This is a genomic window from Alistipes sp. D31t1_170403_E11 (assembly GCF_015553985.1).
In the GTDB taxonomy this organism is placed as follows: Bacteria; Bacteroidota; Bacteroidia; order Bacteroidales; family Rikenellaceae; genus Alistipes; species Alistipes montrealensis.
The window spans coordinates 610,363-626,053 of record NZ_JADNHQ010000001.1; the positions used below are offsets into that span (position 1 = coordinate 610,363).

At 59.4% G+C, this 15,691-nt stretch carries 12 protein-coding genes; 8 read left to right on the forward strand and 4 right to left on the reverse strand.

Going from position 1 to position 15,691, the window contains the following annotated elements; all coding sequences use genetic code 11:
* The first annotated feature begins 12 nt into the window (after window positions 1-12).
* Window positions 13-1,182, forward strand: coding sequence for a metallophosphoesterase family protein (locus tag I2E69_RS02355; RefSeq protein WP_195458538.1), 1,170 nt, complete (start codon window positions 13-15; stop codon window positions 1,180-1,182).
* A 55-nt stretch (window positions 1,183-1,237) separates the two neighbouring features.
* Here I2E69_RS02355 and I2E69_RS02360 read toward each other — a convergent pair whose 3' ends face one another.
* From I2E69_RS02360 to pssA, 4 genes are all read right to left on the reverse strand, one after another.
* Entirely contained in the window at window positions 1,238-1,771 is a 534-nt protein-coding gene (locus tag I2E69_RS02360; protein WP_195458539.1) for an RNA polymerase sigma-70 factor, read from the reverse strand.
* A gap of 211 nt (window positions 1,772-1,982) precedes the next feature.
* Entirely contained in the window at window positions 1,983-2,675 is a 693-nt protein-coding gene (locus I2E69_RS02365; RefSeq protein WP_195458540.1) for a transglycosylase SLT domain-containing protein, read from the reverse strand.
* Between the two features lie 44 nt (window positions 2,676-2,719).
* Window positions 2,720-4,864 (reverse strand): putative porin, encoded by a 2,145-nt coding sequence (locus I2E69_RS02370; RefSeq protein ID WP_195458541.1) that lies wholly within the window; start codon window positions 4,862-4,864, stop codon window positions 2,720-2,722.
* Window positions 4,865-4,920: 56 nt separating this feature from the next.
* Window positions 4,921-5,640: a CDP-diacylglycerol--serine O-phosphatidyltransferase gene (gene pssA / locus I2E69_RS02375; protein WP_195458542.1), complete on the reverse strand. Its 720-nt coding sequence runs from the start codon at window positions 5,638-5,640 to the stop codon at window positions 4,921-4,923.
* Window positions 5,641-5,727: 87 nt separating this feature from the next.
* On the opposite strand from pssA, the gene I2E69_RS02380 reads away from it, so the two are divergent.
* The 7 genes from I2E69_RS02380 to I2E69_RS02410 all read left to right on the forward strand — a co-directional run bounded on the left by I2E69_RS02380 (window position 5,728) and on the right by I2E69_RS02410 (window position 15,682).
* The gene (locus I2E69_RS02380; protein WP_195458543.1) at window positions 5,728-6,801 is read left to right on the forward strand and encodes a mannose-1-phosphate guanylyltransferase; all 1,074 of its coding nucleotides are present in this window, start codon (window positions 5,728-5,730) and stop codon (window positions 6,799-6,801) included.
* An 84-nt stretch (window positions 6,802-6,885) separates the two neighbouring features.
* Window positions 6,886-8,139 (forward strand): UDP-N-acetylmuramoyl-tripeptide--D-alanyl-D-alanine ligase, encoded by a 1,254-nt coding sequence (locus tag I2E69_RS02385; RefSeq protein WP_195458544.1) that lies wholly within the window; start codon window positions 6,886-6,888, stop codon window positions 8,137-8,139.
* 55 nt (window positions 8,140-8,194) lie between these two features.
* Complete coding sequence (locus I2E69_RS02390) at window positions 8,195-9,934, forward strand: DUF4091 domain-containing protein (protein ID WP_195458545.1); 1,740 nt, start codon at window positions 8,195-8,197, stop codon at window positions 9,932-9,934.
* A gap of 221 nt (window positions 9,935-10,155) precedes the next feature.
* Window positions 10,156-10,482 (forward strand): nucleoside triphosphate pyrophosphohydrolase family protein, encoded by a 327-nt coding sequence (locus I2E69_RS02395; RefSeq protein WP_195458546.1) that lies wholly within the window; start codon window positions 10,156-10,158, stop codon window positions 10,480-10,482.
* Between the two features lie 22 nt (window positions 10,483-10,504).
* Window positions 10,505-12,508: an OPT family oligopeptide transporter gene (locus I2E69_RS02400; protein ID WP_195458547.1), complete on the forward strand. Its 2,004-nt coding sequence runs from the start codon at window positions 10,505-10,507 to the stop codon at window positions 12,506-12,508.
* A 19-nt stretch (window positions 12,509-12,527) separates the two neighbouring features.
* Window positions 12,528-13,745 carry a peptidase T gene (gene pepT / locus I2E69_RS02405; protein WP_195458548.1) on the forward strand — a complete coding sequence of 406 codons (1,218 nt, stop codon included), beginning with the start codon at window positions 12,528-12,530 and terminating at the stop codon, window positions 13,743-13,745.
* Window positions 13,746-13,756: 11 nt separating this feature from the next.
* A complete protein-coding gene (locus I2E69_RS02410) occupies window positions 13,757-15,682 on the forward strand; it encodes an NAD(+) synthase (protein WP_195458549.1) in 1,926 nt (641 codons plus the stop codon).
* The last annotated feature ends 9 nt before the right edge of the window (window positions 15,683-15,691 follow it).

Genomic DNA, 15,691 nt, shown 5'->3' on the forward strand with positions numbered 1-15,691 from the left:
AACACCCGGACGATGAAAAAACTACTGTTCACACTCCTCGGGCTGGCAGCGGCGCTGACGCTGCCGGCCCAGGATTTCAAGATCACCCACGGCCCGTGGCTGTGCGACATGACCGCGGACGGCGTAACCGTCCTGTGGACTACCGACAAACCCGCATTGTCGTGGGTCGAGGTGGCCGAGGACGACGGACGCAGTTTCTACGCCGCCGAACACACCCGCCATTACGAGACCGTCGCAGGCCGCAAGCAGGCGAACAAGACCCTGCACACCGTGCGGCTGAAAGGCCTGCGTCCCGGAACGAAATACTGCTACCGCATCTTCTCACAGGAGGTCCTCGAATGGAAACACGGAGACAACGTCCTCTACGGCAGGACCGTCGCCAGCAATGTTTACAAACGCGCTCCGTTCCGGTTCCGGACATTCCCGGCAACGGGAACCGACCTCTCGTTCATCATCCTGAACGACATCCACAGACGCGCCGATGACATGACCCAACTGTGCCGGGAGGTCGATTTCGGCAAACACGCCTTCGTAATGTTCAACGGCGACATGGCAAACAGTATTGAAAGTGAGGAGCAGTTGTTCCGGGATTTCATCGACGCATCGGTAAGCCTTTACGCCTCGGAGACCCCGACACTCTACAACCGCGGCAACCACGAGACACGCGGCGTCTTCGCCGACCGCCTGCACGACTATTTCCCGACGCGCGACGGCCGCTACTACCAACTCCGCAAGGTCGGATCGGTCTGTTTTCTGCTGCTCGACTGCGGCGAAGACAAACCCGACACGGACATCGAATACGGAGGACTTGCCGACTACGACGCCTATCGCCGCGAAGAGTGCGAATGGCTCCGCGAGGCGGTGGCCTCCGAGACCTTCCGCAACGCCTCGGCGCGCGTCGTCTTCCTGCACATCCCGCTCGACGGCGGGACGTGGCACGGCAACAACCACCTCAGGGAATTGTTCCTGCCGATCCTCAACGAGGCCGGCATCGATGTCATGTTCTCGGGCCACACGCACCGGTACGGTTTCCACCCGGCGGACAGCGACATCCGTTTCCCGGTCGTAGTCAACGACAACCAGAGCTACGTACAATGCGACATGACGGCCGACCGGATTGCGGTCCGGATCGTCGGTCCCGGCGGACGCGTCGCACATACGCACGAATTCCCGCTCCGCTAACCGAAAGGGAGAAAGCAATGCCCGGCACCTTCGGGTACAGGGCATTTTCTGTTTTTCAGAGGAAAAGCCGCAAAAATCCGCTGCGGCTGAGCCGGAGCCGGAGTTTGGAAAGCGCCGCCCCGATATGCTTTTCGACGGTCTTGACGCTAATGTTGAGCTGCTCGGCGATCTCCCGGTTTTTCAGGCCTGTCGTGCGGCTCAGCAAAAATACCCGGCGGCACTGTTCGGAAAGTTCGGAAATGCAGAAATCGATCTCCTCGCTCAACTGCGACAACTGGAACTCCTCCTCGATATGGTCGGCGACAAGTGTACGGATGCAAACATCCAGTTCGTCCTGCCCGGACTCCCCGCCCCGCCATTTTTTAGAGCGCAGCAAATCGATGGCGCGGTTTTTCACGGCGACAAACAGCAGCGGCAGCAGCGGCCGGTCGAAGTCCACCTCCTCCCGCCGTTCCCACAAGGCGAGAAAAACATCCTGTACGATGTCTTCCGACGCCTTGCGGTCATGGACCATCTGAAAAGCCCGTGCACACAAAGGTTCATAGTGATCGCGGAATAGCTGTTGAAAATGCGCCGAATGGTTTTCCACTGTTTTCTTAAAATACGCCGGAATACTCCGAATCATCCAAATATAGCGATAATTCGGGAAACCGCAAAATTCGAATTGTCAGTATCTTCTAAAGTGCGGTTTTCGAGCCGGTTCCACGCCGCAGGACATTCCGCAGCACTCCCACTGCGCGGGACACGGACACAAAAAAGCAGGACCCCGAAAGGTCCTGCTTTAATTATCCTGCCCGGCGTTACCTCCCGGTAATGCGGCAGTACTTGTCGTAGCGTCCTATCACGTCGTCCACATAAGCCAGCGTCTGCCGGCTGCCGGTGAATCGTCCGCACCTGACCACTTCGTTCTCGTAGAATTCCGGCTCGGCCTTCAGACTGAGGTAACGGGCCACCACCTCCCACGAGTTGGGGTTTTCGCCGTTCAGGCGGGCCAGGCGGCGGGCATCGTTCACATGGCCTATACCGCTGTTATACGAGGCCAGGATAATGCTCATGCGGTCCTTCTCGGGAGTTCCTTCCGGAAACCTAAGCGACGACATAATCTTCGACATCAGTTTGTTGGCCAGCCGGACATTGGTCTCCGGATCGGAGATCTTCGCCGTGGAAACATCGAACTGGCGCGCCACCGAAGGCATGATCTGCATCAGGCCGCGGGCCCCGCTGCGCGAGGTGATATCGGGCGTGAAGCGCGATTCGTGGTAAGCGATGGCGCTCATCAGGCGCCAGTCGTGGCCCTCTTCTTCGCTGATGTTGCGAATCAGGTTGTCGTAGGCAGAAATGACGTAACTGCCCTCGGGGAGCAGCGAGTAGTGCATTCCGGCCAGGTCGTTCAGTGCGTCGTCCGTCGCGGGTGCGCTGAACTTGGCGTTGAAGCCGTAAAATGTCGTAAGAATGGTTAAGAACGCAAACGTTAATACGGTCTTTTTTAACATAAAAGGTTGTTTTGCGGGCAGCTTACACCGCGCAGAACAGCACGTCAATCATAGAATCCCCACGAGATACCGATTTTGAACATGCCCGGATTCAGCGGATAACGAGCCGCCGAGAAATATTCTCCGTTACCGAACAGTCCTTTATTCACATGCTGATATTTCAAGAATATCCGCATTCTCTTCCACTTTCCCATAACGAAAGCGTCCATGTAGGGATAATTCCCCACTTCGACCTCCCGTTGGTTGTAATACACCGACAGAGCCGGATTGTAACTGGGCGCATAATACCTGGTATTATAGCGTCCGTCCAGACCGATCTGCAGGCGCAGCACATCGCGCACGACCCAGAATTCGTAGTAATACGAAAGGAATGCGCTCAAAAGCGGAACGGGTACAACATCTTGATCCGTACTCCACTGCAACAATACCCTGTTGTCCAAATGAAGTCCGCCTAAGCGGAAATCTTTGCGAGCATACACACTCGTGAGGCTTACGTTTCCGCTGTGCTGGGCGACGTTACTGTCCGACGCGTAGTAAATCTTGTCGGAGATGACTCCCTGCCACGCCCCCGCTTCGAATGCGAAATCGGGAACCGAAAACTTGACCTCGAACCGAGTTTCATTCTCCTTACTTAAAGGAGTGTTCCATATATAATGGTTCGAGAATAGATTCTCCTGCCAGTAGTTCGGCGAACGGCGGTCCATCGAGAACCGGCCTTCGAGAATCAGGGGGTGTCCGCGGAGCGATCCTTTCAGCGCGAGGTGCGCGCCGATCGAAAGGTCTCCGCCTCTGTATCCCGACGGGTAGAATTTGAGATTTCCGTCCCAGTCGACATATTTCTTTATCTTTCCGCTGACGGAGCCGTAAAAGAAGTAACTCGTTTTGTTGACCTTCGTATACTTTCCCGTCAGGAAATCTTTCAGTTCGAATTGCGAATAGGTATGCATGTCGATCCCGACGCCGGCGTCGAGTGTTCCCACGATCCCGTTCCGGTCCCAGGGCTGCGCCTGGACGAAGAACCGGTTCGAGATATTACGCTCGTAGATCGAGTCGCGCGTCTCCAGCGGATTGATGTACCAGTTCTCGTAGTAATTGCCCTCCGCAGAGACGAAGTCGCCGTTTTCGTCCCGGTGGTCGCGTTCGTTCGTATAGGGTGCGTTCTTGTCGGTGTAAATTTTGCTCCACGAACTGTATTCGAACGAATGGCCGACGTACACCGCCGAAAGGTTCGCCATCGAAAAATCGCTCTCCGTAAGCCGCTGCAACGGGATACCGTAAGACTGCGTGACGAAGAAGGCGTTGTTGCGGTAAAGGTTCGTAGCCTCGGCGTCAGCCAGACGCATCGGCACGCCCGAAGGCATTTCGAACGTCGTGTCCGCAATGGCCCATTCACCGACCACGCCACCGTTTTCCTGCTGCTCGATATGGTTGTTGTAGTACCCCGCATGGACCGAATAGCGCTTGCCCGTGTGGCTGACCGCCACGGCGAGGTTGTGGTTCTTGGTTCGCGACCAGACATACTGGCCGCGCGTACCCCGCGACTTGTAATCGACGTTGAAACCCGTCGTCGGGGAGATGTTCTGCGCATGCATGATACCGAAATTCTCCTCGCGGAAACGCTTCTGCCCCGACTCTGCGTAGTTCATGCGGATTATCGGCTTCTTCGTATTGTAGAAGGGCACGTTCTCCATATCGTAGGTATACGCATAATAGGGACTCGCAAAACTGAAGTCAAAGAACTGCGGACGCCGGAAATAGTTCAGCGGCAGCGACGTTTGGCCCAAAGCGCCCTGGGCGATGTCGCCCACGTCTTCCCGGTAGAACGGATAGTCGATCCGGTAATCGGTCAGCGTGGTGTCCAGCGGCCCGATCTCGACGCGGTTGAAGTCGCGGCTCACGTGCCATTTGAAGTTGTTCAGCGCGCGGATCGAATCGCTGAAAAAATAAGATTCGAGCGGCTTGCGGATTTTACGCTCCTTTTTGGTGGTATCCTGCGGCTGCTGGTCCTCCCCCTCCTCGCCTTCCGGGGTTTCGTAGGGGTTGTTACCGTAGAGATTGCCCGTCTGGCCGTTGCGCTGGGCACGCTGGAGGGTCTTCGCATCGAAGCCCTGGGAACGCACCCCCTGAGGTACTGCAAAAAACAGACCGAACAGGAGCGTCAGCAATATGCGGTTCGATAATCTCGACATGTCAGCCAAAGAGCGGAAATCCGCGGCAAATATAATTAAAAAATTTAAATATACAACTATTCGGCTTTCCCACAGCCTTTTGTCCGGCAGGCAAGCCCCCGCACGAGCGAAACGAGAATATACAGCACGATGACCGCCGGCACGGCGTAACCGCGCAGGAGGACAGCCATCACGACGGCTGCGACAATAAAGCCGTAACGCAGTTCGTTTCCTTTCCAACCGAAGCCGTGGAACTTGAGGGCAAACATCCTCACGTTCGAAATCATCAGCAGCCCCACGACCACCGCAATGGCCAGAATCGCCTCACGCGGAAGTTCCAACCCATTGGTTTCGAACAATAGCCCCAGCGAACCGCAGAGCATCGCCGCCGCCGGGCTGGGCAATCCGCAGAATTCCGTGCGCTGCGTATCGTCGATATTGAACTTCGCCAGCCGCAGCGCGGCGCAGGCCGTAAAAACAAAAACGATCAGCCCCGGATACCCCTCCGGCAGCCAGACGCCCGGCATCCGCTGATAAAGCGAATACATGATCGCCGCGGGAGCCAGTCCGAACGAAATATCGTCGGCCAGCGAATCGAGCTGCAACCCGATAGGCGAACTCTGGTTGAGCAGGCGCGCCACGAAGCCGTCGAAAAAGTCGAACACGGCGGCCAGAACCATCAGGCCGAAGGCCAGCTTCAGGTCGCCCCAAACCAGCGCCGAAACCACTGCGACCGAACCGCAGAGCAGGTTCGAAAGAGTCAGCAGATTGGGTATCGTGAATAATTTGATTTTCATTCCCAGGGCGAAAATTAATTTTCCAATAGGCGGCAAAGTTACTAAAATATTTTTATCTTTGTCGAAGTTAACTCCATATAATAACTCATGGCTAACAATAAATATTGTGTCATCATGGCGGGCGGCATCGGATCACGCTTCTGGCCCAAAAGCCGCCAGTCGATGCCCAAGCAGTTTCTCGACATCCTCGGAACAGGCAAATCCTTTATCCGCCACACCTACGAACGCTTTGCAAAGATGGTTCCGGCGGAGAATTTCCTCGTGGTGACCAACGACAAATACAAGGGCCTGGTACTGGAACACATTCCGGAAATCGGCGAAAAACAGATACTCTGCGAACCGGTAGGGCGCAACACGGCCCCGTGCGTCGCCTATGCGGCCTATACACTGATGAAGCAGAACCCCGACGCCGAAATGATCGTCACCCCGGCCGACCACCTGATCCTCAACGAGGACGACTTCCGGGAGATCATCGCCGAATGCCTCGCCTTCGCATCGGAACACGATGCACTGATGACTGTGGGCATCAAGCCCACGCGTCCCGACACGGGCTACGGCTATATCCAGGTCTCGGACAACAACCCGATCAGCAAGGTCAAATGCTTCACCGAAAAGCCCGACCTCGAACTGGCCCAGGTTTTCCTGCAATCCGGGGAGTTCTATTGGAACTCGGGCATCTTCATCTGGAAGGTGCGCTCGATCGTCGAAGCCTTCGAAAAGTACCTCCCCGAACACCACGCACTGTTCAGCGGCGTGATGCGCGCCATCGGGACCGACGCCGAACGCAACGTCGTGGAGATCGCCTTCTCGGAGTGCCGCGCCATCTCGATCGATTACGGCATCATGGAGAAGGCCGACAACGTCTATGTCCGCTGCGGCGAGTTCGGCTGGAGCGACGTAGGAACGTGGGGATCGGTCTACCAGCACTCGCGCAAGGACCGTTACGCCAATGCCATTCCCGAGAACGGCTGCTACCTCTACGAAACACGCAGTTCGATCGTCTCGCTCCCGAAGGACAAGATCGCCGTGATCAGCGGCCTGAAGGAGTATATCGTCGTCGACACGGACGACGTACTGCTGATCTGTCCCCGCTCCGAAGAGCAGAACATCAAAAAATTCATCGACGAAGTCAAGTTCCACAACGGAGACAAACACATCTGATTCAATGAATCAGATGTGTTTGGACTCTATACGACATTCCTTCCGAATCCCCCTTCCGCAGGGGGACTTTTAACAAAACCTTCCATGTCCGAACTATACGACCTTTTCAGCAAATACCCCCGCATCTCGACCGACACGCGCCGGATCGAACCGGATTCGATCTTTTTCGCCCTGCGGGGCGCCACGTTCGACGGCAACCGCTTCGTTCTGGAAGCGTTGGAAAAAGGCGCGGCATATGCCGTCTCCGACAGTCCGGAGGTCGCGGCTTCCGATGAACACCAGCGCATCCTGCTCGTCGACGACACGCTGAAAGCCTTGCAGGACCTCGCCCGCGAGCACCGTCGGGCACTCGGGATTCCGATCCTCGCCATCTCGGGCAGCAACGGCAAAACCACCACGAAGGAACTCGTCAGCCGCGTGCTGGCCGAGCGGTTCGAAGTCTACGCCACCCACGGCAACCTCAACAACCACATCGGCGTTCCGCTGACGCTGCTCGCCATGACCCGCGACACGGAGTTCGGCGTGGTGGAGATGGGCGCGAGCGCCTGCGGCGAACTGGCCCTGCTGGCGTCGATCGCCGAACCGAACTACGGGACCCTGACCAACATCGGCATGGCCCACCTGCTGGGCTTCGGGGGACCCGAGGGCGTGCGCCGCGGCAAAGGCGAGTTGTTCGACTTCCTCGCGGCAAACGGAGGCCATGCCTTCGTTCCGGCCGACGACGAAATCCTGACGAGCATGGCCTCCGAGCGCGACTCGCTGGCTACCGAATATTACTCCGTATCGCTGGCCGACGGCGTCGAGAACCACCTGGACGGCAGCTACAACCGGTTCAACATCGCGACGGCCGTCGCCATAGGACGCTATTTCGACGTTCCCGACGAACGCATCCGCCACGCCATTGCCGGCTATGTCCCCGACAACAACCGCTCGCAGCGGGTCGAAACGGCCCGCAACACGCTCGTTGCCGACTGTTACAACGCCAATCCGTCGAGCATGCGGGCTTCGGTCGGGAATTTTTTGGCCGAACCGCTCGGAGAACGCTGTCGCCGGGTGCTGATCCTGGGCGACATGCTCGAACTGGGCGAGTGGTCCGAACACGAACACGCCGCGATCATCTCGCTGGCGGCGCAAAGTCCCGCAGCGGAACTGCTGCTCGTCGGCTCCGAATTTGCCAAAGCCTACGACAACCTCGCGGAAAAGCCGGCCAACGTCACGCTCTGCCCCACACGCGACGACCTGCTTTCGCTGCTGAAAGTCTCCCCCGTGGAGAATGCCCTCGTGCTGATCAAAGGCTCGCACGGCATAGGGCTCGACCGGATACTGGAAGCTCTCTGACCGTATCCGGAAAAACGAATCGGAAAGCGAACCCCCAATAAACCGTTCTTATCTTATGAAAACACACCTGCTTGCTCTGCCCCTGCTGGCATTGCTCTCCTGCACCGGGACCCCGTCGCAGACGGCCGTCTCGCATTTCGACTGGACGGAACCGGCCGATCCGCAGGGTGAGAATCCCGAAGCGTGGACCGGGATCGAAACACCCGTCGTCTCGTTCGGCTCGACAGACCTCCGCTATCCCCGCACGACGCCCTACGAAGACGCCGTTACGAACGAAGCGACCCTCACAGGCTGGCGCGGCGAGAAAGTCTCGGCCCAGGCGGTCGTCTCCGCTCCCGCGGCTGTCGACGGTTTGACCTGCACAGCAAGTGATTTTCGTGCGGCCGACGGCGCTAAACTCGCCGGCATCACCCGTGTGCGCTTCGTGAAATACGTCGTCAGCGACCGTTTCCTGCCCGATCAGGCGTGCGGCGCCCGGCCGGTAAACAATCCGGCGCACCTCGAAGCGGACCTGCTCGACGAGGCCGCCTCATTCGACATGCCCGCCCGGTCGACCCGTCCCCTCTGGATTACGGTCGACATCCCGCGCGACGCCGCCCCCGGACACTATACCTCCCAGATCAACGTGAAGGGCAAAGGCGTCGACGAAACGCTGACCCTGCACCTGAACGTTACGGAACGTACCCTACCCGCTCCCTCCGAGTGGGCCTACCACCTCGACCTGTGGCAGCATCCGGCTGCCGTGGCGCGCGTCGAAGGGGTTCCCGTCTGGAGCGACGAACATTTCGAACGGATGCGGCCGACGATGCAACAACTCGCCGACGCCGGGCAGAAGGTCATCACGGCGACGCTCAACAAGGAGCCTTGGAACAACCAGTGCTATGACGCCTATGCCGATATGATCGTCTGGACACGTCTTGCGGACGGCACGTGGGAGTACGACTTCACGGTTTTCGACCGCTGGGTAGAGTTTATGCTCGAACTGGGTATCGGCAAGTATATCAACTGCTATTCGATGCTGCCGTGGAACAACATGCTCCACTACAAGGACGCCGTAACGGGCGAATTCGTCGATGTCAAGGCCGATCCGGGCACGCCTGCTTTCCGCGAAATGTGGAGCCCGTTCCTGCCCGCCTTCGCCGATCACCTCCGCCGGAAAGGATGGCTCGACATCACCAACATCGCCATGGACGAACGCTCCCCCGAAGTAATGGCCGAAGCGACCGCCCTGCTCAAAGAGGTCGCCCCTGAACTGGGCATCGCGCTGGCCGACAACCACAAGATCTTCAAGCAGTATCCCTATATCAAGGACATGTGCGCCAGCATCTTCGGCCCGATCGAACAAGCCGACATCGCCCAACGCCGCAGCGAAGGCCTCACGACCACGTTCTACGTCTGCTGCTCGTCGGGATTCCCCAATACCTATACGTCATCGGCCCCGGCCGAGGCGACCTACCTGAGCTGGTACGCCGCAGCCGAAGATTACGACGGATTCCTGCGCTGGGCCTACAACTCGTGGGTCGAGGACCCGATCCGCGACTCGCGGTTCCGCACCTGGGCCGCCGGGGATACCTACCTCGTCTATCCCGAAGGCCGCTCGTCGATCCGTTTCGAACGTCTCGTCGAAGGCATCCAGGACTGGGAGAAAATCAGGTTGCTGAAAACGGAATTCAGCGGCGACGAAACGAAACTGCAAACCCTCCATAACCTGCTGGAGCCGTTCCGCTCGTCCGCCGCCTTCGACGGTTGGGAACAAACCCTCCGCAATGCCCGGGCGACGCTGAACACGCTCTGATCCGCCCCACGAAACGAAACAGGCTGTGCAATAGCACAGCCTGTTTCGTTATCAATGTTTCAGCACCCTTCCGGGCGGCAGGTCCCAACCGCCGCATCTAGCACCCGACCGCCTCTATTTACGGCCCGCCGCCCCGTTTTCCGCAGGAACCGGGGCTTTTTACTGCGTATTCTTAAATTATTTTGCTATTTTTGTCTCTTGTAAACTTTCAAATCAAAGCCATGACACTCAACGAATACCAGCAGCACGCCCTCGAAACGGCAATTTACCCCGACGACCGCCGCATCATCTACCCCACGCTCGGACTTACGGGCGAAGCGGGCGAAGTGGCCGACAAGGTCAAAAAAGTGATTCGCGACGCCCACGAGGAGTTCACCCCCGAGAAGAAACTCGAAATCGTCAAGGAAATCGGCGACGTGCTGTGGTACTGCGCCACCCTTTCGCGCGACCTTGGCTACGAACTGGACGAGGTGGCGCAGATGAATGTCGACAAACTCCGCTCGCGCATGCAGCGCAACCACATCACCGGCAGCGGCGACAACCGGTAATCAAAATCAAAAACGAACATACATGGAACCGAACAAAATCCAGACTTCGCTGCCCGAAAACGCCTACCGCGAACTCAAGCCGGGCGAAGAGTACGTTCCCGTGATGCCCGCCTCGTCGAATCCGAAGGAGGTGACGCCTTATTCCGTCATCATGGGCATCGTCATGGCCATCGTCTTCTCGGCCGCCGCCGCATTCCTCGGCCTCAAGGTCGGCCAGGTCTTCGAGGCCGCCATCCCGATCGCCATCATCGCCGTGGGCATGGGATCGGTACTGGGCAAGAAAAACATGCTGGGGCAGAACGTCATCATCCAGTCGATCGGCGCCTCGTCGGGCGTGATCGTCGCCGGAGCGATTTTCACCCTCCCGGCGCTCTACATCCTGGGGCTCGACGCCGCCTTCTGGCAGGTGTTCCTCTCGTCGTTGTTCGGCGGCCTGCTGGGCATCGTGCTGTTGATCCCCTTCCGCAAATACTTCGTCAAGGAGATGCACGGCAAATACCCCTTCCCCGAAGCCACGGCGACCACCGAAGTCCTCGTCTCGGGCGAGAAGGGCGGTAACCAGGCCAAACTGCTGGCCGTCGCAGGACTCGTGGGCGGATTGTACGACTTCGTGGTCGGCACATTCGGACTGTGGACCGAGTCGGTCTCGACACGCATCTGCGAATGGGGCAACGTCGCCGCCGACAAGTTCAAAGTAGTCTTCGGACTCAACACCTCGGCCGCCGTGCTGGGCCTGGGATACATCATCGGCCTGAAATACGCCATGATCATCACCGCAGGCTCGTGTCTCGTGTGGTTCATACTCGTGCCGATGGTCGGCTCGCTGGCCGACGCCGTCGACCCCGCCGCAATGGTCTCGCTGCTGGGTGTCACGCGCGCCGACATCCTCGCCAACCCGCAGTCGATCTTCACGGCCGAAAATCTCTTCGCCTTCATCGGCAAACCCATCGGCATCGGCGGCATCGCCATGGCCGGTATCATCGGCATCATCCGCCAGTCGAAAATCATCCGCCAGGCCGTAGGCCTCGCAGTCTCGGAGTTCGGCGGCGGCAAAAGCGTGGTCGCAGCTCCCGAGCGTACACAGCGCGACATTTCGATGAAACGCATCCTCACCATTCTGATCGCCACACTCATCTCGATCTTCGTCTTTTTCCACGTCGGGCTTCTCGACGGCTGGGCACAATCCGTCACGGCCATCCTGATCGTCTTCGTCATCGCATTCCTCTTTACGACCGTTGCGGCCAACGCCATCGCCATCGTGGGTACAAACCCCGTTTCAGGCATGACGCTGATGACGCTGATCCTCTCGTCGCTGGTGCTGGTGAGCGTCGGCCTGAGCGGCACGACGGGCATGACCGCAGCGCTCGTGATCGGCGGCGTGGTCTGCACGGCCCTTTCGATGGCGGGCGGCTTCATCACCGACCTCAAGATCGGCTACTGGCTCGGCACGACGCCCAAGAAGCAGGAAGCGTGGAAATTCCTCGGCACGTTCGTTGCTGCGGCAACCGTGGCCGGCGTAATGATCATCCTCAACAAATCCTACGGCTTCGTAGGCGAAGGGGCGTTGGTCGCCCCGCAGGCCAACGCCATGGCGGCTGTGATCCAGCCCCTGATGACCGGCGGCCAGACCCCGTGGATGCTCTACTTCTGCGGTGCGGCGCTGGCGCTGGTACTGACCTCGATCGGCGTTCCGGCCCTGGCCTTCGCGCTGGGCATGTTCATTCCGATGGAGCTGAATGCCCCGCTGGTCGTGGGCGGACTGGTGGCCTGGTTCGTCTCGAACCGTTCGAAGGACGAAGGGCTGAACAAGGCCCGCTTCGACCGCGGCACGCTGATCGCCTCGGGCTTCATCGCCGGCGGCGCGCTGATGGGTGTGGTAAGCGCCATCCTGAAATTTGTCGGCGTCGACTGGTTCCTCTCCGGCTGGGCTTCGTCGAACGCAGCCGAGTGGACTGGCCTTGCGATGTACCTCGTACTGATCGGCTACTTCGCATGGCACACCCTGCGGGCAAAAAAGGAAGAGTAACATTTAATCTGCAACGACAATGGACTTGAAAGAACGTTTTCTGAAATACGTATCGTTCGACACGCAGTCGGACGAAAACAGCACGACATTCCCCTCGACCGAAAAACAGAAGGTCCTGCTCGCGGCCCTGCGCGACGAAATGGAGACCCTCGGCATGACCGAGGTCACGATGGATCAATACGGCTATGTGATGGGCACGATCCCCGCCTCGAAAGGGTGTGAGAACGCCCCCGTCATCGGCTTCATCGCCCACGTGGACACCTCGCCCGACATGAGCGGCAAGGAGATCAAACCCCATGTGATCGAAGAGTACGACGGCAGCGACATCCCGCTCAACGGACAACTCACGATGAAGGTTTCGGACTTCCCCGAACTGACCTTCTTCAAGGGCCACACGCTGATCCATACCGACGGCACGACGCTGCTCGGCGCCGACGACAAGGCGGGCGTCGCAGAGATCATGACTGCCGCGGAATACCTGCTCTCGCACCCCGAGATCAAACACGGCAAAATCCGCATCGGCTTCACCCCCGACGAGGAGGTGGGCCGCGGCGTCGACTTTTTCGACGTGAAGGCCTTCGGCGCCGACTTCGCCTACACGGTCGACGGCGGCATGGAGGGCGAACTGGAGTATGAAAACTTCAACGCCGCGAGCGCGAAGATCGAGATCCAGGGCCGCAACGTCCACCCGGGTTACGCCAAGGCGAAGATGATCAACGCCATCGACGTGGCGTGCGAGTTGCAAAGTTTGCTGCCCGCCTCGGAACGCCCGCAGTTCACCGAAGGATACGAAGGATTCTACCACTGCGTCGGGCTCAACGGCACGGTCGAAAATGCCTCGGTAAGCTACATCATCCGCGACCACGACGCCGACAAGTTCGAGCAGAAGAAGGTCTTCATGTGGGCGTGCGTCGACCTGCTGAAAAAGAAATACGGCGACGACGTGCTGAAACTCACGCTCAAGGACCAGTATTTCAACATGCGCAAGATGGTCGAGCCGCACCCGCAGGTGATCGACAAAGCCCTGAAAGCGATGGAGGCGGCCGGCGTGAAACCGCTCGTAAGGCCCATCCGCGGCGGAACCGACGGCGCACGTCTCTCGTTCATGGGACTGCCCTGCCCCAATCTTTTCACCGGCGGCATGAACTTCCACGGCAAATTCGAATACTGCTCGCTGACCACGATGCACAAGGCCCGGCAGGTGATCCTGAACCTGGCGCAGCTGTGGTGCGAATAAAAAGATAACCTATGGACAATTTCGGTTTTCTGAAGGTAGCGGCGGCTATTCCGCACGTACGGGTCGCCGACTGCGACTACAACACCGAGCGGATGGCCGCGATGGCCGAGGAGGCCGCCCGGCGGGGCGTCGAGATCGTAGCATTCCCCGAACTGAGCGTCACGGCCTACACCTGCGGCGACCTCCTGTTACAGCCGACGCTGCTCGACGCAGCCGACACGGCGCTGGAACGCCTCGTGCGCGCCACGCGTAAACTGCCCCTCACGCTGATCGCGGGCGTCCCCTTGCGCCACGGCTCGACACTCTACAACTGCGCCGTGGTCTTTACGCAGGGGCGTGTGCTGGGGGTAGTCCCCAAGACCCATATCCCCGACTACGGGGAATTCTACGAAAACCGCTGGTTCGCATCGGGCGCCGGAATTTCCGAAGAACACATCGTCGTCGCAGGCCACGAGGCCGACTTCGGCGCCGACCTCACGTTCGAAATCAACGGCACGGAATTCGGCATCGAAATCTGCGAGGACCTCTGGACTGCCATGCCTCCGTCGTCGCAACTGGCGCTCAACGGCGCAAAAGTAATCTTCAACCTCTCGGCCTCGCCCGAAGCGGTCGGCAAGCACGCCTACCTGCGGCAACTCGTGGCCCAGCAGTCGGCCCGCGCAATCGCGGCCTACGTCTACTGCTCGGCTGGCTTCGGCGAATCCTCCACCGACCTCGTGTTCGCCGGCAACGGCATCATCGCCGAAAACGGCGCAGTGCTGCGCGAGTCCGCACGCTTCTCGCCCGACGAACAACTCGTCGTCGCCGACGTGGACATCGAGCGGCTGGAATTCGAACGCCGCCGCAACACCTCGTTCCGCGCGAACGAAGGAGCTACGGAGAACACCGTCATCGAAATGGAGATTCCCGAAGGACTCCGCGGCGTGGTGCTCGACCGCGACATCGACCCGATGCCCTTCGTTCCCAAGGACGAGACGGACCGGAGCGAACGCTGCGAGGAAATCTTCCAGATCCAGTCGCACGGACTGGCCCAGCGGCTGACCCACACCCGTGCCGAAAAAGCCGTCGTCGGCATTTCGGGCGGACTCGATTCGACCCTCGCACTGCTCGTCACGGTCCGGACTTTCGACAAACTGCGGCTCGACCGCTCGGGCATCATCGGAATCACAATGCCCGGATTCGGAACCACCGACCGCACCTATAACAATGCGCTCTGCCTGATGCGCGGGCTGGGCGTCACCATCCGCGAAATCCCCATCCGCGACGCCTGCCTCCAGCACTTCAGGGATATCGGCCTCGACCCTGCGGACCGCTCGGCAGCCTACGAAAACGCCCAGGCGCGCGAACGCACGCAAATCCTGATGGACGTAGCCAACATGGAATGCGGACTCGTGGTCGGCACGGGCGACCTCTCGGAACTGGCGCTGGGCTGGGCCACCTACAACGGCGACCAGATGTCGATGTACGGCGTCAACGCCTCGGTTCCCAAGACCCTGGTGCGCCATCTGGTGAAGTGGGCCGCCCACACGGAGAAAGACGCCGCCACGCGCGCCGCGCTGCTCGACATCATCGACACGCCCGTCAGCCCCGAGTTGCTCCCGGCCGACGCCGAAGGGAAAATCACGCAGAAAACCGAGGACCTCGTGGGTCCCTACGAACTCCACGATTTCTTCCTCTACAATTTCCTGCGCGCGGGATACGGCCCGGCGAAAATCCTGCTGCTGGCCGAACAGGCCTTCGACGGGAGCTACGACCGCGCTACGATCCTCCGGTGGCTCACCGTCTTCTTCCGCCGCTTCTTCACCCAGCAATTCAAACGTTCGGCCATGCCCGACGGCCCGAAGGTGGGTTCGGTAGCCCTTTCGCCCCGCGGCGACTGGCGCATGCCCTCCGACGCCTCGGCGGCGGCGTGGCTGCGCGAACTCGACGAACTATAACGGAACGCC